Annotated in this window: 15 protein-coding genes; 10 read left to right on the forward strand and 5 right to left on the reverse strand. The window is 71.1% G+C overall.

Translation table 11 applies throughout. From position 1 onward, the window contains the following. The first annotated feature begins 51 nt into the window (after positions 1–51). The 5 genes from BG418_RS22285 (at position 52) to BG418_RS22305 (ending at position 5,099) form a co-directional block, all read left to right on the forward strand. The gene (locus BG418_RS22285) at positions 52–990 is read left to right on the forward strand and encodes a cellulose-binding protein (RefSeq protein ID WP_188275720.1); all 939 of its coding nucleotides are present in this window, start codon (positions 52–54) and stop codon (positions 988–990) included. A 148-nt stretch (positions 991–1,138) separates the two neighbouring features. Further along, the gene (locus tag BG418_RS22290; RefSeq protein ID WP_188275721.1) at positions 1,139–2,149 is read left to right on the forward strand and encodes an ABC transporter ATP-binding protein; all 1,011 of its coding nucleotides are present in this window, start codon (positions 1,139–1,141) and stop codon (positions 2,147–2,149) included. A 1-nt stretch (position 2,150) separates the two neighbouring features. Beyond that, positions 2,151–2,930, forward strand: coding sequence for an ABC transporter permease (locus tag BG418_RS22295; protein ID WP_188275722.1), 780 nt, complete (start codon positions 2,151–2,153; stop codon positions 2,928–2,930). 175 nt (positions 2,931–3,105) lie between these two features. Next, positions 3,106–4,257 carry an ABC transporter ATP-binding protein gene (locus BG418_RS22300; protein WP_188275723.1) on the forward strand — a complete coding sequence of 384 codons (1,152 nt, stop codon included), beginning with the start codon at positions 3,106–3,108 and terminating at the stop codon, positions 4,255–4,257. Next, positions 4,254–5,099: an ABC transporter permease gene (locus BG418_RS22305; protein WP_188275724.1), complete on the forward strand. Its 846-nt coding sequence runs from the start codon at positions 4,254–4,256 to the stop codon at positions 5,097–5,099. Before BG418_RS22300 ends, BG418_RS22305 begins: the two co-directional genes overlap by 4 nt. A gap of 24 nt (positions 5,100–5,123) precedes the next feature. Here BG418_RS22305 and BG418_RS22310 read toward each other — a convergent pair whose 3' ends face one another. Continuing rightward, positions 5,124–5,453, reverse strand: a complete 330-nt coding sequence (locus BG418_RS22310; RefSeq protein ID WP_188275725.1) for an ATP/GTP-binding protein — start codon at positions 5,451–5,453, stop codon at positions 5,124–5,126. A 214-nt stretch (positions 5,454–5,667) separates the two neighbouring features. On the opposite strand from BG418_RS22310, the gene BG418_RS22315 reads away from it, so the two are divergent. After that, the gene (locus BG418_RS22315) at positions 5,668–6,714 is read left to right on the forward strand and encodes an LLM class flavin-dependent oxidoreductase (protein ID WP_188275726.1); all 1,047 of its coding nucleotides are present in this window, start codon (positions 5,668–5,670) and stop codon (positions 6,712–6,714) included. A gap of 170 nt (positions 6,715–6,884) precedes the next feature. On the opposite strand, the gene BG418_RS22320 is transcribed toward BG418_RS22315, so the two are convergent. Then, entirely contained in the window at positions 6,885–7,277 is a 393-nt protein-coding gene (locus BG418_RS22320; protein ID WP_188275727.1) for an SCO5389 family protein, read from the reverse strand. Positions 7,278–7,492: 215 nt separating this feature from the next. On the opposite strand from BG418_RS22320, the gene nucS reads away from it, so the two are divergent. Further along, on the forward strand, positions 7,493–8,164 hold the full coding sequence (gene nucS, locus BG418_RS22325) for an endonuclease NucS (RefSeq protein ID WP_188275728.1): 672 nt from the start codon (positions 7,493–7,495) through the stop codon (positions 8,162–8,164). 292 nt (positions 8,165–8,456) lie between these two features. Here nucS and BG418_RS22330 read toward each other — a convergent pair whose 3' ends face one another. The 3 genes from BG418_RS22330 to BG418_RS22340 all read right to left on the reverse strand — a co-directional run bounded on the left by BG418_RS22330 (position 8,457) and on the right by BG418_RS22340 (position 12,691). Beyond that, a complete protein-coding gene (locus BG418_RS22330; protein ID WP_188275729.1) occupies positions 8,457–11,096 on the reverse strand; it encodes an ATP-binding protein in 2,640 nt (879 codons plus the stop codon). A 263-nt stretch (positions 11,097–11,359) separates the two neighbouring features. After that, the gene (locus tag BG418_RS22335) at positions 11,360–11,683 is read right to left on the reverse strand and encodes an STAS domain-containing protein (RefSeq protein WP_067163978.1); all 324 of its coding nucleotides are present in this window, start codon (positions 11,681–11,683) and stop codon (positions 11,360–11,362) included. Positions 11,684–11,842: 159 nt separating this feature from the next. Next, on the reverse strand, positions 11,843–12,691 hold the full coding sequence (locus BG418_RS22340) for a 3-hydroxyacyl-CoA dehydrogenase family protein (protein ID WP_188275730.1): 849 nt from the start codon (positions 12,689–12,691) through the stop codon (positions 11,843–11,845). Between the two features lie 281 nt (positions 12,692–12,972). Between BG418_RS22340 and BG418_RS22345 the strand changes: the two genes are divergently transcribed. The 3 genes from BG418_RS22345 (at position 12,973) to BG418_RS22355 (ending at position 15,469) form a co-directional block, all read left to right on the forward strand. After that, entirely contained in the window at positions 12,973–13,545 is a 573-nt protein-coding gene (locus BG418_RS22345; protein WP_188275731.1) for a cob(I)yrinic acid a,c-diamide adenosyltransferase, read from the forward strand. Positions 13,546–13,634: 89 nt separating this feature from the next. Continuing rightward, positions 13,635–14,828, forward strand: a complete 1,194-nt coding sequence (locus BG418_RS22350; protein WP_188275732.1) for a histidine kinase — start codon at positions 13,635–13,637, stop codon at positions 14,826–14,828. Then, positions 14,825–15,469 (forward strand): response regulator transcription factor, encoded by a 645-nt coding sequence (locus BG418_RS22355; RefSeq protein WP_188275733.1) that lies wholly within the window; start codon positions 14,825–14,827, stop codon positions 15,467–15,469. The genes BG418_RS22350 and BG418_RS22355 overlap by 4 nt, the downstream gene beginning before the upstream one ends. Positions 15,470–15,611 lie beyond the last annotated feature (142 nt).

Genomic DNA, 15,611 nt, shown 5'->3' on the forward strand with positions numbered 1-15,611 from the left:
GCCCCTAGGATTCCCCCTATCACCTCACCGGTCTCATTCGACAGGAACCCCATGAGCGACACTTCCTCCCCCTTCGGCTTCGAGCTCGTGCGGCGTGGTTACGACCGCGGTCAGGTGGACGACCGCATTACCAAGCTCGTCGCCGACCGTGACAGCGCTCTGGCACGGATCACTTCTCTGGAAAAGCGCATCGAGGAGCTGCACCTCGAAACGCAGAACGCCCAGGCCCAGGTGAGCGACGCGGAGCCGTCGTACGCGGGCCTCGGCGCGCGGGTCGAGAAGATCCTCCGCCTCGCCGAGGAAGAGGCGAAGGACCTGCGCGAGGAGGCCCGTCGGGCCGCCGAGCAGCACCGTGAGCTCGCCGAGTCGGCGGCCCAGCAGGTGCGCAACGACGCAGAATCGTTCGCCGCCGAGCGCAAGGCGAAGGCGGAGGACGAGGGCGTCCGCATCGTCGAGAAGGCGAAGGGTGACGCCTCCCAGCTGCGCACCGAGGCCCAGAAGGACGCGCAGTCCAAGCGCGAGGAGGCAGACGCCCTCTTCGAGGAGACCCGCGCCAAGGCCGCGCAGGCCGCCGCCGACTTCGAGACGAACCTCGCCAAGCGCCGCGAGCAGTCCGAGCGCGACCTGGCGTCGCGTCAGGCCAAGGCCGAGAAGCGCCTCGCGGAGATCGAGCACCGCGCGGAGCAGCTGCGCCTGGAGGCCGAGAAGCTGCGTACGGACGCGGAGCGCCGGGCCCGTCAGACGGTCGAGACGGCCCAGCGTCAGGCCGAGGACATCGTGGCGGACGCCAACGCCAAGGCCGACCGCATCCGTTCGGAATCCGAGCGGGAGCTGGCGGCGCTCACCAACCGCCGCGACTCGATCAACGCGCAGCTGACCAACGTCCGCGAAATGCTGGCGACGCTGACCGGTGCGGCCGTGGCCGCCGCCGGTTCCCCGGTCGACGACGAGCCCGTCTCGCGCGGCGTCCCGGCCCAGCAGTCCCGCTAGTCCGCAGCGGCCGCAGCTCCTCCCCCGTGGGCTGCGTCCGTGTCCACCGCGTGCGTACGGCACGCGGTGGTACGGGACGTATGAGTACGACATGAAGCCCCCCGTCACACAAGTGGCGGGGGGCTTTGTCCGCGTTTAGCGTGACTCCATGATCGAGCTAGCGGGTCTTACCAAGCGCTTCGGTTCCAAAGTCGCGGTCGACGACCTGTCCTTCCAGGTCAGACCGGGTGTGGTGACCGGGTTCCTGGGCCCCAACGGCGCCGGCAAGTCCACGACGATGCGCATGATGCTCGATCTCGACAACCCGACCAGCGGCACGGTGCGCATCGACGGCCGCCACTACCGCGACCTCGACGAGCCGCTGAAGTACATCGGGGCGCTCCTGGACGCCAAGGCGATGCACGGCGGCCGCAGCGCGTACAACAACCTGCTGTGCCTTGCCCAGTCGAACCGCATCCCCGAGCGGCGGGTCGCGGAGGTCCTGGACACGGTGGGTCTCACGCCGGTCGCGAAGAAGAAGTCGAAGGGCTTCTCGCTCGGCATGGGCCAGCGTCTGGGAATCGCGTCCGCGCTGCTCGGCGACCCCGAGATCCTGATGTTCGACGAACCCGTCAATGGTCTGGACCCCGAGGGAATTCACTGGATCCGCAATCTCATGAAAGCCCTCGCCGCCGAAGGCAGAACGATCTTCGTGTCGTCTCACCTGATGAGCGAAATGGCGCTGACGGCGGATCACTTGATCGTTATCGGGCAGGGGCGACTGCTCGCCGATACATCGATGGCGGATTTCATTCGCCAGAATTCTCGGAGTTTCGTACGACTTCGCTCACCCCAATGGGAACACCTGCTCGACGTATTGAGCCGGGCCGGGATCACCGTGACGCAGACCGCCGACGGCGCCCTGGAGATCGACAACGGCAGGATCGAGCGGCTCGGCGAACTGGCCGCCCAGCACCAGATCGTGCTGCATGAACTCTCCGGCCAGCAGGCGTCCCTGGAGGAGGCGTTCATGCAGATGACGGCGGCTTCGGTGGAGTACCACGCGCACTCGGACACCGCCCACGGTCCGCCACAGAGCCCCAAGGCGCCCGCGCCGAACTGGGGCGAGGACTACCGGGCGAGGAACGAGGACGCCACCTCCCGGGGCGAGGGGGTCTGACATGGCATCGGCACCCGCCGTACTGCGCTCGGAGTGGACCAAGATCCGTTCGGTCTCCTCCACCTCCTGGACCCTGATCAGCGCGTTCGTCGTCACGGTCGCGGTGAGCGCGGCCCTGAGCGCGCTGATGAAGTCGCAGTTCAACGACCTCAAGCCGGCCGAGCGCGCCACCTTCGACCCGACCTTCATCAGCTTCTCCGGGATGGTGCTCGGCCAGCTCGCGATGGTCGTCTTCGGCGTCCTGGTGGTCGGCACCGAGTACAGCTCCGGCATGATCCGCACCTCACTGGCCGCCGTGCCGCAGCGGGCCACCTTCCTCTTCGCCAAGCTCGCGGTCGCCACCGCCCTCGCGCTGGTCGTGGGCATGGCGACCAGCTTCCTCTCCTTCTTCCTGGGCCAGGCGCTGCTCGGCCCGCACCGCACCACCATCGGCGAGCCCAACGTGCTGCGCGCGGTCTTCGGCGCGGGCCTCTACATGGCGCTGATCGCGCTCTTCTCGATGGGCGTGGCCACGATGCTGCGCAGCTCGATGCTCTCGCTCGGCATCCTGATGCCGTTCTTCTTCCTGGTCTCGCAGATCCTGTCGGCGGTGCCGGGCGCCAAGAAGGTGGCCCGCTACTTCCCGGACCAGGCAGGCTCGAAGATCATGCGGGTGGTGCCGGACGCGATGAACAGCGAGCCACCGCCGTACGGGCCCTGGGCGGGGCTCGGGATCATGGCGCTGTGGGTGGTCGCGGCGCTCGTGGGCGGCTATCTGGTGCTGAAGGAGCGGGACGCGTAGCGCCTGGTGAGGGCCGGGAGGCGTGCAGTGCATACCGGGCAGAAGCACACGTAACGCACGTCTCTTCGCTTGGCCGGAACCGTAAAGTCCTGGATAAGCTCCTCACTCATACGGGGGCACCCTGGCTGCGGACGGCCACCGCCCCGACGACCCACACCGTCGATGGGGCTGGAGAATGATCGAGGCAGTCGGCCTGACGAAGCGCTATGGCGCCAAGACAGCCGTGTACAACCTTTCCTTCCAGGTGAGGCCCGGCGCCGTCACCGGCTTCCTGGGGCCCAACGGCTCCGGCAAGTCGACGACCATGCGCATGATCCTCGGCCTGGACCAGCCCACTTCCGGCCATGTCACCATCGGCGGCCACCCCTTCCGTACGCTCCCCAACGCGCCCCGTCAGGTCGGCGCGCTGCTCGACGCCAAGGCCGTGCACGGCGGCCGCAGCGCCCGCAACCATCTGCTCTCCCTCGCCCAGCTCTCCGGCATCCCGGCCCGCCGCGTCGACGAGGTGCTGGGGGTCGTCGGCCTCCAGGACGTGGCGGGCAGACGCTCCAAGGGGTTCTCGCTCGGCATGGGCCAGCGGCTCGGCATCGCCGCCGCGCTCCTCGGCGACCCGCACGTCCTGCTCTTCGACGAGCCGGTCAACGGGCTCGACCCCGAGGGCATCCTGTGGGTGCGCAACCTCATGAAGCAGCTCGCCGCCGAGGGCCGGACCGTCTTCGTCTCCTCGCACCTGATGAGCGAAATGGCGCTGACCGCCGACCACTTGATCGTGATCGGCCGGGGCCAGCTGCTCGCCGACATGAGCGTCAAGGACTTCATCTCGCACAACTCCGCCGACTTCGCGCGCGTGCGCACGCCCGAGCAGACCGGGCGCGAGAAGCTGACGGCCGCACTCACCGAGGCCGGCGGCCAGGTCATGCCGGAGCCGGACGGCGCCCTGCGGGTGACCGGTCTCGCGCTGCCGCGCATCAGCGACCTGGCGCACGGCGCCGACGTACGCCTGTGGGAGCTCTCGCCGCACCAGGCCTCCCTTGAGGAGGCGTACATGCGGATGACGCAGGGCGCGGTGGACTACCGCTCCACGGCCGACCAGAAGGCCGGTCTGATGCCGCCGGTGCCGCCCGGGTACGCGCCGCCGCCGGTGATCCCCGAGGTGCCCACCCAGGGCTGGTACGCACCGCCGCCGCCGGGACAGAACCCGTACGCGGCCCCGGGCCAGGCTCCTGTGGCCCCGGCCGCCCCGGCGCAGCCCCCGGTGGCCGCTCCCGCCGCTCCCCCGGCCCCCGCCGCCGCACCCTCCCTGACCGAGCCCGAGGACGCCCGATGAGCACCCCCTACCAGCAGGCCCCGCAGCAGGCGCAGGGTGCGGCCTACGGCGCGTACACCTCGCCGATCCCGGTGCGGCCCGCCACCCTCGGCGACGCGCTCGCCTCGGAGTGGACCAAGATCCGCTCGGTGCGTTCCACGATGTGGACGCTCGGCGTGCTGATCGTGCTCGTGCTCGGCATCGGGCTGCTCGCGGCCGTCGCCGTGAACTCGTCGGACTCGCACATGGGCGACACCCCGGTGGTGAGCCTCGGCTTCTACGGCGTGCTGCTCGGCTCGATCTGTGTGATCACGCTCGGCGTGCTGACCATCGCCTCCGAGTACGGCACCGGCATGATCCGCACGACGCTGACCGCGTGCCCCAGCCGGGCCCGGATCCTCACCGCGAAGGCGGTCGTCTTCTTCCTGCTGTCGTTCGTCATCGTGACGGCCTCCACCTTCCTGGTGGCGATGTTCCAGACCAGCATGGTGACCAGCGGCAGGCAGCCGTCCGGCGGCGAGCTGCTGAAGGCGACCGTCGGCGTCGGGCTCTACATCTCGACGCTCGGCCTGCTCTCGCTCGCCATCGGCGCGCTGATCCGGCACTCGGCCGGCGCGATCACCGTCATGATCGGCGTGGTGCTGCTGCCGCTCGTGCTGGCGCTGTTCATGTTCTCGCCGTCGCTCGACTCGGTGCGCCAGGCCCTGTTCCAGTACTCGATCCCGAGCCAACTGGCCGTGTTCTACGGCGCGTCGGTGACCGATTCCGGTCCGCACGGCTGGATGCCGCTGCTGATCCTGGCGGGTGTGACGGCGGTCGCCCTCGGTGGCGCGTTCGCGGCCCTGGGCAGGCGCGACGTCTGACGCCATCTTCCGTACTACGTACGGTCAGTACCTCGGCGCGTTCCTGGACCGCTGCACCCTGCTGGTGCGGCGGTCCTTCGCGTTCCAGCACGCCTTGTGCCAGTGCCGCCGGTCGTCGACGCCGCCGTACTCGGGCCACGCCACGACGTGCGGGACCCCGGCCGGGATCTCCTGGTCACAGCCAGGACAGCGGTACCGCTTGCCGCCTGAGCTCGCACCGCTCACATGACGTACGGACCACTCCTCGCCCTGATACGTCTCGGTGCGCTGAAGGCCGTAGCGGTCGCCGCTTCCCGCGGCGGTCGGCTCGGTCGGCTGGTCGCCGCCCTTGGGGCGGTTGCGGCGCGGGGACACGGAAACACCTCACGGGGCCGGGCGGACGGGCTGCCTCCAGCGTAGAGCCACCGGACCCGGGTACCCGAGCCCGGACCGAAGTGGCACGTTGACTCGTACGGGGGACACTTACCGGACTATCGCAAGAAGTTCACGCCGGGCCGTGCCCTTGGCACTTGTCATGCGTTGTTGCCGGTAAGAGGGGGGCCGCGTCGGCCGTAAGGAGGCAAGAGCGATGCGCGTCGGAACTTTTGTACTGGCAGCCCAGTTCCCGGGCCAGGGCCAGGGGGAGGCACTGCACCGGGCGGTGCGGTCCGCCGAAGTGGCCGAGGAGTCGGGCCTCGACTCCGTGTGGCTCGCCGAACACCATTTCGTGCCGTACGGGGTGTGCCCGTCGGCCGTGACCCTGGCCGCGCTGCTCCTGGGGCGTACGCGCAGGATCCGCGTCGGGACGGCCGTCAGCGTGCTGCCCAGCGCGCACCCGGTGGCACTCGGCGAACAGGCGGCGCTGCTGCACCTGACGTCCGGTGGCCGGTTCTCGCTGGGCGTGGGCCGCGGCGGGCCCTGGGTCGACCTGGAGGTCTTCGGCTCCGGCCTGAAGGCGTACGAGGAGGGCTTCCCGGAGTCCCTCGACCTGCTTCTGCGCTGGCTGACCGAACCGCGGGTCTCGAGTCTGGGAGAACGTTTCGCCTTCCGGGAGGTCCCGGTGGTGCCCCGGCCCGACGAGCTCCTCGCGGACGGCCCGCCCGGGCCCGAGGTCATCGTGGCGTGCACCTCGCCCAAGAGCGTCAAACTCGCCGCCGAGCGCGGCCTGCCGATGCTGCTCGGGATGCACTGCGGCGACGAGGAGAAGGCGGAGATGGTCGCCCTGTGGCGCTCGCACGCGCTGGCGTCCGGTGTGGCGCCGGACGCGGTCGCGGCCGCGCCGCATGTGTCGGCCGGAGTGGCCCAGATCGCGGACAGCCAGGCCGACGCGGCCGAGACGCTGCTCAAGTCGATGCCCGGCTGGCTGAAGACGGGGCTCGACGCCCATGTGACGGTCGACGGCCGCCACCGCCCGATGCGCGACCCCATCGCGTACACGGAACTCCTGTGCTCCCTGCACCCGGTGGGCCCTCCGCAGCTGGCGGCCGACCGGATCGCGGCGACGTCCGAGAAGACGGGGGTCACGCGCTTCGCCTTCCTGGTCGAGGGCGCGGGCGACCTGGCGGCGACGGAGGAGAACGTACGACGTCTGGGCGCTGAGGTGGTGCCGCTCCTTGAGCGGCCGGAGGGGACGTGACGGGGGTGCCGGAGGGACCGTGAGGGATATGTGCGCCGCCGGAGGGACCGTACGTAACGCCGCCGGAAGACCGTGACGGGCGTTGGGCGGGGCTGGTGGGCGGAGCCCCGCGATCGGACCCCCGCTCCGCATCAGTTGCACCTCCCGCGATGCGGAGCGGCGGCAAGGTTTCAGCAGTCCCTCAGCTCCGGCGACTGGTTGAGCAGCTGGCCCCGGATCGACGTGAAGCGGGCGAGCCGCTCGTCGGACGACGGGTCCAACGGGAACACCGCGACACGGTGGCAGTTCTGGAACGCCAGACGGACACCGAAGTGCCGCTGGAGAGCACCGCGGATGGCGTCACTCGCGAGCGCACGCAGCAGCTGGCCACGTGCCTGTTCATCCGGCGGAGGCGTCTGGTTGTCGGCGAACTCGCCGCCGTCCACCTTCAGCTGAGCCACCAGCGAACTGATCATCTCCCATGCGTACGGTAGGGAGTTCCGGACGCAGTCGACGAAATCGGCTTCGTCGACCTCGCCTCGCTCGGCCTGTTCGAGTAGGGCCGGTGAGACGTCGAGCGACATGGTTTCTCCTCTCGCGACCCCGAACGTGGGGGTCTTACGGGCAGGGAAAGGAACGAAGTCGGCCACGCAGCGTGCTTGGCCGACAACCTCCCGCTTATACGGTAGGCGCGGTATGGGGCCCGCGACAGGTACTCGGCACGTAACCGGCCAATAACGAACAACGCTTTGCCGGACGAATCGCGTTCGGCGGGGGGATTCGAGTAGCGTTGTCGACCATGCGTCTCGTCATCGCCCGCTGCTCCGTCGACTACGCGGGCCGCCTCACCGCCCATCTGCCCTCCGCCACCCGGCTGATCCTGGTGAAGGCGGACAACAGTGTCTCCATTCACGCGGACGACCGGGCGTACAAGCCCCTCAACTGGATGTCTCCGCCCTGCACCCTCAAGGAGGGGACCGGGGACGACTCCGGCGTCTGGACGGTCGTCAACAAAGCGGGCGAGAAGCTCATCATCACGATGGAGGAGATCCTGCACGACTCCTCGCACGAACTGGGTGTGGACCCTGGTCTCATCAAGGACGGCGTGGAAGCGCATCTGCAGGAGCTGCTCGCGGACCGGATCGAGACGCTGGGCGAGGGGTACACGCTGATCCGCCGCGAGTACCCGACGGCGATCGGGCCGGTCGACATCCTGTGCCGCAACGCGTCCGGCGGGACGGTGGCGGTCGAGATCAAGCGCCGGGGCGAGATCGACGGGGTCGAGCAGCTCACGCGCTACCTGGAGCTGCTGAACCGCGATCCGCACCTTGCCCCTGTGCAGGGGGTGTTCGCGGCGCAGGAGATCAAGCCGCAGGCTCGCGTGCTCGCCACGGACCGGGGCATCGGGTGTGTGGTCCTGGACTACAACGCGATGCGCGGCATCGAGGACGACAAACTCCGCCTGTTCTAGCCCCCCGGTTCCGGGCCCCACCCCGCCCCTTCACCTAGACCCTCCGGGGGTGGGTGGGGGGCGGAGGTGTTTCCCGGGGGCTAGGCCCCCGGACCCCTCAAGCGGGGCTGCGCCCCTGCACCCCGTTCTTCGTCTGCGGATCGTGCTGGGTTGCTCGCGCAGTTCCCCGCGCCCCTTAAATGGGCCCTTCGGGCCCTCTCTTAGGGGCGCGGGGAACTGCGCGACAAGCCCCCACCGGCGGCCAGCCGAAAGACATCCGCCGGAGGCTTTCGGGAAGGGGCGGGGTGGGGGACTACGACTTCGACGGGCTCGGGGACGTGCTGCCGCCCGGCGTGCCGGACGTGCCCGAGCCCGTCGTGCCCGCGGACGTGCCGGTCGTCGTCGTACCGCCGGTGGTCGACCCCGTCGTACCGCCCGACCCCGTCCCTCCCGATGTCGTCGACCCACCCGAGGTCGGCCCCGTCGTGCCACCCGTGCCCGACCCGCCCGTCGACCCCGAACCGCCCGACGTGGTCGTCGACCCGCCCGTGGTCGGACCCGTCGAGGTGCCACCCGTCGTACCCCCCGTGCTCGACCCCCCGGTCGACGTCGTGCCCCCCGTCGTGGGCGACCCCGACGTCCCCCCGGTCGTGGGCGACGACGGCTTCCCGGTCGGCTTCGTCGGCTTCGACGTCGGCGTGGACGGCTTGCCCGAGGGCGTCGTGGAACCCGGCGGCGTGGTGCCGGGGGTGTCCGGGGTCGTCCCGGGGGTGCCGGGCTTGGACGAGTGGCCGGGAGTCGAGTGGGAGCCGCCGCCCGGCGTCCGCTCCGTCGCACCGTCCGACGGCGTCTGCGCGGGCACCCCGCCCTCGCCCCCCACATCCCCCTCGTTCGCCGACTGCTGCTGCTTGACCTTGTCGCCGGGCGAGTCCGAGGAGCCGCTGGACGTGGCGCCCAGGGTGACCACCGTGCCCAGGACCGCCGCCAGCAGCGCGCCCGCCCCCGCCGCCACCAGGTTGCGGCGCGTGCCGGTCAGCAACGTACGGCGACGACGGGCCGGGGCGGTGACCGCGCGCGGGGTCAGCAAGGTGGGCGTGGAGTCCGGGAGTTCGAGCGGTATCGGCGGCGCCGGGACGCCGGCCGGGGGCGACTGGGACTCCTCGTACCGCGCCGCCGGGACCTCGTCGCCCGCCGGGGTGCGGCCGCCGGAGACCACCGGGCCGCCGGAGCGGTCCTCGACCAGGGCCAGCGCCCGCCGGCCCGCGACCGTGCCGCGCTTGTCGGAGAGCGCGCCCTTGAGCCCGATGGACGCCTCCAGCTCGGCCCGTGCGCGGTCCACGTTCCCGCTGCACAGCGCCAGTACGCCCAACTCGTGGTGGAAGTACGCCTCTTGGGCCACCTCGCCTGTCACGCGTGCTGCTGCCGAGCCTATGCGCAGCGCCCGTTCCCACGCGCCCCACTGCAACCCGGCCGCAAAAGCGGGGGCCGCGCTGCGCGCGAGCTCGACCGCCGTCGCGGGGTGGCCGGAGTCGCCGCCCGGCACCAGCGCGCCGAGCGCCGCGAGCACCGCGTCCGACTCGGCGGCCGCGCGCTCGGGGGTGACCGAAGGGTGCCCGGTCCACCAGACGTAGTGCTGGGCCGCCGTGTGCGCCCGCTCCCCCGCCTCCTCGCCGTATCCGGCCGCGTCGAGCTGGGTGAGCACGCCCGCCGCGAGCCGGTAGCGCGTACCGGCCGGGGAGAGCAGGCCACAGCCGAGCAGTTCGCCGAGCGCGGCGTCGGCGTGGGTGTCCCCGATGAGCGCGGGCAGATGCGCCTGGTGCGGCACCTCGCCGCCGAGCGCGACGGCGAACCGCAGGGTGTCCCGGGCGGCCTGGCCGAGTCGGGCCGCGAGCGGGGCGGCGGGGGCCGCGCCGTCGCCGAGCGAGGGCAGCGGCACTTCCCGGCCCTCGGCCGAGAACACGGACAGGTCGGACGGCTCCTCCACCGGCAGCCCGAACTCGTCGCGCGCGACGCCCTCGCCGCGCAGCGTGTCCCGCTGCCGCAGCAGCGCACCCGCCTGGACGAACCGCAGTGGCAGGCCCTCCGACTCGAACCAGAGGTCGCCCGCCCAGTTGGCCTCGTCGTCGGTGAGCGGCCGCTCCACGGCCTGCTCAAGGAGTTCAAGGGAGGCGCCCCGGCCGAGACCGGCCAGGAAGACCTCTTCGAGGTGCGAGTCGGCGAGCGGCGCCGCGACCTCGGGCGTCGCCGCGAGCAGGAACGCGCACTCGGGCGCGGCGTCGAGCAGTTCCTCCAGCGCGGCCCCGCCGAACTCCAGGTCGTCGACGAGGACGACCGCGCCGATCTCGCGCACCCGCTCCCGCAGCCCCGCCCGGTCGGGCCGGTGCAGCGGGGAGCGGTAGACGGCCGCGTACAGCTCGTGCAGCAGTTCATGGGCGGTGCGGCGGTGGCCGTTGAGGCGGACGACGCCGTCGGGCGCGAGGCGCGCGCAGTCGGCGGCGACGGCGTCGAGCAGCACGGTGCGCCCGGAGCCGGCCGGACCGGTGAGCCGCACCGAGCGGCCGCGCCCGAGCAGCCGGCCAAGACGCTCGCGCTCCTCGCCGCGCTCAAGCAGGACGGGCGCGGGCGCGGCGGGGGCCGCGGGCACCGGGGGCCTGAGCGAGCGTTCGCGCTCGGCGCGCTCGGCGGCGGTGCGGCGGGCGGGCCGTCCGGGTATCTCGCCGGGCGGGCACGGCTCGATCTCGCTGCCGTCGACGGGGTTGACGGTGAGCAGGAAGTCGCCGGAGACGAGCTGGACCGTACGGGCCGGACCGGCGCTGCGCCGGCCGAGGCTGGGGGTCACGGCGTCACGGTCGCGCTGCGGATGCGGCGCACCGGCACCGGCGCCCGAGGCGTCCGGGCCGTCCGAATCGTGGTCGAACTCTTCCGGTCCCCGGTTGTCGTCCATCGGGTCCATGGTGAAAGCCCCCCAGATGCGCGTGCGTAACGGTGCCCCTCCCGGCCGCTACGTACTGCGCTGTCGCTCTGGTCCGGACCCCGCCGCTTGGGATGTCGACCGGCGGGAGACCGCACCTTAATCCTTCGCCCAGTATCTCTGTAGCGGCGGGGTGCCACCCCGCCCAGAGCGTCACAGTCCGGTGAGGATTGCGCGCGGAGTGCCGCTCTCACACCCCGCGCACAACTACTGCACAAGTCGTCCGCGGGAGCCACCTGCCATGGTCATACGCGCGGCAGCGCCTCGGCCGCGATGCCGCCCTCGATGGCGAGGATGCGGTGCAGCCGGGTCGCCACGAGCAGGCGCTGCATCTGGGGTGGCACGCCGCGCAGGACGAGCCGTCGGCCGCAGCGGCCGGCCCGCCGGTGGGCGCCCATGATCACGCCGAGCCCGGTGGCGTCCCAGGAGTCGAGTTCGGTCAGGTCGAGCACCAGGTCGCCGGCTCCGTCGTCGACGGCCGAGTGCAGGACCGTACGGGCGTCCGCCGCGCTGCGGACGTCGAGGCGGCCCCCGACGACCAGCTCGACGTGGTCGCCCCTGATATGCATGTGTACTCCCCGGAGTGCTCCGTATGCCTGTCTGCCTGTCGTCTCTTACTGCACCAACTGACTGCACAGAACGCAGGGAAGTTGCCGTCTGTGAGCGAACCGATACCTAATTCACCCCATGGAGTGATGCTGGGGAGACAGGAGGTGAGGGTGTGTCAATCAGTGCTTGTAGAAGCCCTGCCCGCTCTTGCGCCCGATGTCACCCGCGTCAACCATCCGGCGCATCAGCTCCGGCGGCGCGAACTTCTCGTCCTGGGACTCGGTGTAGATGTTGCCGGTGGCGTGGAGCAGGATGTCCACGCCGGTCATGTCGGCGGTGGCCAGCGGTCCCATCGCGTGGCCGAAGCCCAGCTTGCAGGCGAGGTCGATGTCCTCGGCGGTGGCCACGCCCGACTCGTACAGCTTCGCCGCCTCGACGACGAGCGCCGAGATGAGGCGGGTGGTGACGAAACCGGCGACGTCGCGGTTGACGACGATGCAGGTCTTGCCGACCGACTCGGCGAACTCACGGGTGATGGCGAGGGTTTCGTCGCTGGTCTTGTAGCCGCGTACGAGCTCGCACAGCTGCATCAGCGGGACCGGCGAGAAGAAGTGCGCGCCGACGACCCGCTCGGGGCGCTTGGTGACCGCCGCGATCTTGGTGATCGGGATGGCGGAGGTGTTGGAGGCGAGCACGGTGTCGTCCCGCACGATCTGGTCGAGCGCGCGGAAGATGTCGTGCTTGACCTCCAGCTTCTCGAAGACGGCCTCGACGACGATGTCCGCGTCGGCCACCGCGTCCAGGTCGGTCGTGGTGGTGATGCGGGCGAGCGCGGCCTCCGCGTCCTCGGCGGCCAGCTTGCCCTTGCTCACGAACTTGTCGTACGAGGCCTTGATGCCGTCGGTGCCCCGGGTCAGCGCCGCGTCGGTGACGTCGCGCAGCACCACGTCCCAGCCCGCCTGGGCGGAGACCTGCGCGATACCCGAACCCATGAGTCCGGCCCCGATGACGGCGAGCTTCCTGGCCACTTCACACCCCTTTGACGGCTTACTTGTACGGCTCTCCGGCGGAGGCTATCGGCCGTGAGCCGTCTTGGGAGCCCTAAGAGATGCGCGTCACGTCTCAGATGACGGACATCACACCGAGATGGGTGTGCCGGGTCTCATCGGGGGCAGGGATCATGGTCATCGCTCGGGCTTTACCGCGTACTTGAGCACCTTTTGGCCCCACACCTCCTCAATGTCATCGAGGACCACGAGGGCGTCGCGGGTCACTTTGGGGACGGCCTGGGGCTAACTACTCTGACCCCATGGTCAATCTGACGCGTATCTACACCCGTACCGGCGACAAGGGCACGACGGCCCTGGGTGACATGAGCCGTACCGCCAAGACGGATCTGCGGATCTCGGCGTACGCGGACGCCAACGAGGCGAACGCCGTGATCGGCACGGCGCTGGCGCTCGGGCAGCTGTCCGAGGAGGTGGCGAAGGTTCTCGTCCGGGTCCAGAACGACCTGTTCGACGTGGGCGCGGACCTGTCGACGCCGGTGGTCGAGGACCCCAAGTACCCGCCGCTGCGGGTCGAGCAGTTCTACGTCGACCGCCTTGAGGCGGACTGCGACCGCTTCAACGAGCAGTTGGAGAAGCTGCGCAGCTTCATCCTCCCGGGCGGCACTCCCGGCGCCGCGCTGCTGCACCAGGCGTGCACGGTGGTGCGCCGCGCGGAGCGTTCGACGTGGGCGGCGCTTGAGGTGCACGGCGAGGCGATGAACCCGCTGACCGCGACGTATCTGAACCGCCTCTCCGACCTCCTGTTCATCCTGGCCCGCACCGCGAACAAGGAGGTCGGGGACGTGTTGTGGGTGCCGGGCGGCGAGCGGTAGGAAGAGCGCGGCCACTGCATCCTTCGGTGTAGCGCCGTCTCGGCCGGTAAGAGGACGCCCGGGCCCCTGCCACCGTGTTTCATGGGGCGGTGAAACGCTTTCCCCGCCCGCACCGCCACGACGTCCAGATCGCCGTCGTCGGGCTCGGCGGCGGTGTGCTGCTGTGGGTGCTGCGGCTGGTCTCCGGGGGCAGCGGGCTGCTCGGCTGGGGCTGGTCGCTGGTGCCGCTCGGGGTGACCGCGGGCCTGGAGCTGCTGCGCCGCACCCGCCCGCAGGCCACCCTGGCCGGCGGTGCGGCCATGGTGGTCGCCGACCAGTTCACCGCGGGGAACCTGGCCACGGTCCTGATGTTCACGGACCTCGTCTACGCGGCCGTCCTGTACGGCACGCCCGCCGCCGCCCGCCGTGTCCCGGTCGCCACCGGACTGGTCAGCGTCGCCCTGACCATCGGCTTCCTCGCCTGGTTCCGCACCCCGCAGGCCCTGCTCATCGGCATCGCCGCCGGGCTCGTCCTCTTCACGCCCGCCACCACCGGCGCGCTGGTGCGCAACCATCGCGACGCGGCCGAGACGGCGACGCTGCGCGCCGAGCAGACCGCGCTGCTCGCCGAGATCGACCGCGCCCAGGCCGTGGTCGGCGAGCGCGCCCGGATGGCCCGCGAGCTGCACGACCTGGTCGCGGGCCACCTCTCCGCCATCGCGATCCACTCCACCGCCGCGCTCTCCCTGGACGATCCGGCGACCACCGGCCGGGCGCTCACCGTGATCCGCGAAAACAGCGTGGCCGGGCTCGACGAGATGCGCCGGCTCATCGGGCTGCTCCGGGACAGCGGCGCCGAGAGCGAACCGGCCGCCGCGCCCACGCTCGCCGCGCTCGACGCACTGCTCCGACGGGCCCGTACCAACGGCGCCTCCAGCGGGCTCGACTTCGCCCTCGACGACACCCGGCCACCGGGCGCCGTGCTGCCCGCACCGGTCGAGCTCGCCGCGTACCGGATCGTCCAGGAGTCGCTGACCAACGCCCTCAAACACGCCTCGCCGGGCACGGTCACGACAACCCTCGCGCACACCGGGCGGGCGCTCACGGTCGAGGTGACCAGCCCGTACGGCGACCGGCCGGGGTCGCGCGCGCCCGGGTCGGGGGCGGGTCTGGTGGGGATGCGGGAGCGGACCGCGCTGCTCGGCGGGACCTTCGCGGCGGGCCCGGAACCGGGCGGCGACGGCGGCAGGATCTGGCGGGTGTGGGCCGAACTGCCCATCACGGAAGGCGAGTCGAGCGTATGACGATCCGGGTACTGGTCGCCGAGGACCAGTCGTCGGTGCGGGCGGGTCTGGTGCTGATCCTGGGCAGCGCCCCCGACATCGAGGTGGCCGGGGAGGCCGCCGACGGCGAGGAGGCGGTGCGCCTCGCGCGCGAACTGCGCCCGGATCTGGTCCTGATGGACGTGCAGATGCCGAGGCTGGACGGCGTATCGGCGACGCGTCAGGTGGTCGCGGAACAGCTCGCCGACGTCCTGGTCCTGACCACCTTCGACCTCGACGAGTACGTCTTCGGCGCGCTGCGCGCGGGCGCCGCGGGCTTTCTGCTGAAGAACACGGAGGCGAAGGACCTGATCGAGGCGGTACGGACGGTGGCGCGCGGCGAGGGCCTGATCGCCCCGGCGGTCACCCGCCGTCTGATCGCGGAGTTCGCGGCGCCGACCCCGAAGGCCCCGGCCGAGCCGCCGGCCGCCCTCGACGCACTCACCCGCCGCGAGCGCGAGGTCCTGTCGTGTCTGGGCGAGGGTCTCTCCAACGCCGAGATCGCGGTACGCCTGGAGATGGCGGAGGCCACGGTGAAGACGCATGTCAGCCGTCTGCTGGGGAAGCTGGAGCTGCGCAGCAGGGTCCAAGCTGCGGTTCTCGCCCAGGAGTTGGGGATATGACGACGACTTCCGGCCGTTGGTCTGGACCTCTTGACGATTGGTCCAGACCTTCCTACGCTCACGGCACTGCTGTGTGAGCGTGCCACGACATCCGTGTGCTCACCGGACGGAGCAGGGTCCCACCCCCACACCCGTCGGACCT

It is taken from the genome of Streptomyces sp. CBMA152 (assembly GCF_014596475.1).
GTDB lineage: Bacteria > Actinomycetota > Actinomycetes > Streptomycetales > Streptomycetaceae > Streptomyces.

Bases quoted from the DNA above. Each gene is read 5' to 3' on its own strand.
- BG418_RS22305 (WP_188275724.1), top strand. From the start codon at position 4,254: ATGAGCACCCCCTACCAGCAGGCCCCGCAGCAGGCGCAGGGTGCGGCC.
- nucS (WP_188275728.1), top strand. From the start codon at position 7,493: ATGCGTCTCGTCATCGCCCGCTGCTCCGTCGACTACGCGGGCCGCCTC.
- BG418_RS22290 (WP_188275721.1), top strand. From the start codon at position 1,139: ATGATCGAGCTAGCGGGTCTTACCAAGCGCTTCGGTTCCAAAGTCGCG.
- BG418_RS22300 (WP_188275723.1), top strand. From the start codon at position 3,106: ATGATCGAGGCAGTCGGCCTGACGAAGCGCTATGGCGCCAAGACAGCC.
- BG418_RS22285 (WP_188275720.1), top strand. From the start codon at position 52: ATGAGCGACACTTCCTCCCCCTTCGGCTTCGAGCTCGTGCGGCGTGGT.
- BG418_RS22295 (WP_188275722.1), top strand. From the start codon at position 2,151: ATGGCATCGGCACCCGCCGTACTGCGCTCGGAGTGGACCAAGATCCGT.
- BG418_RS22315 (WP_188275726.1), top strand. From the start codon at position 5,668: ATGCGCGTCGGAACTTTTGTACTGGCAGCCCAGTTCCCGGGCCAGGGC.
- BG418_RS22330 (WP_188275729.1), bottom strand. From the start codon at position 11,096: ATGGACCCGATGGACGACAACCGGGGACCGGAAGAGTTCGACCACGAT.
- BG418_RS22320 (WP_188275727.1), bottom strand. From the start codon at position 7,277: ATGTCGCTCGACGTCTCACCGGCCCTACTCGAACAGGCCGAGCGAGGC.
- BG418_RS22335 (WP_067163978.1), bottom strand. From the start codon at position 11,683: ATGCATATCAGGGGCGACCACGTCGAGCTGGTCGTCGGGGGCCGCCTC.
- BG418_RS22355 (WP_188275733.1), top strand. From the start codon at position 14,825: ATGACGATCCGGGTACTGGTCGCCGAGGACCAGTCGTCGGTGCGGGCG.
- BG418_RS22345 (WP_188275731.1), top strand. From the start codon at position 12,973: ATGGTCAATCTGACGCGTATCTACACCCGTACCGGCGACAAGGGCACG.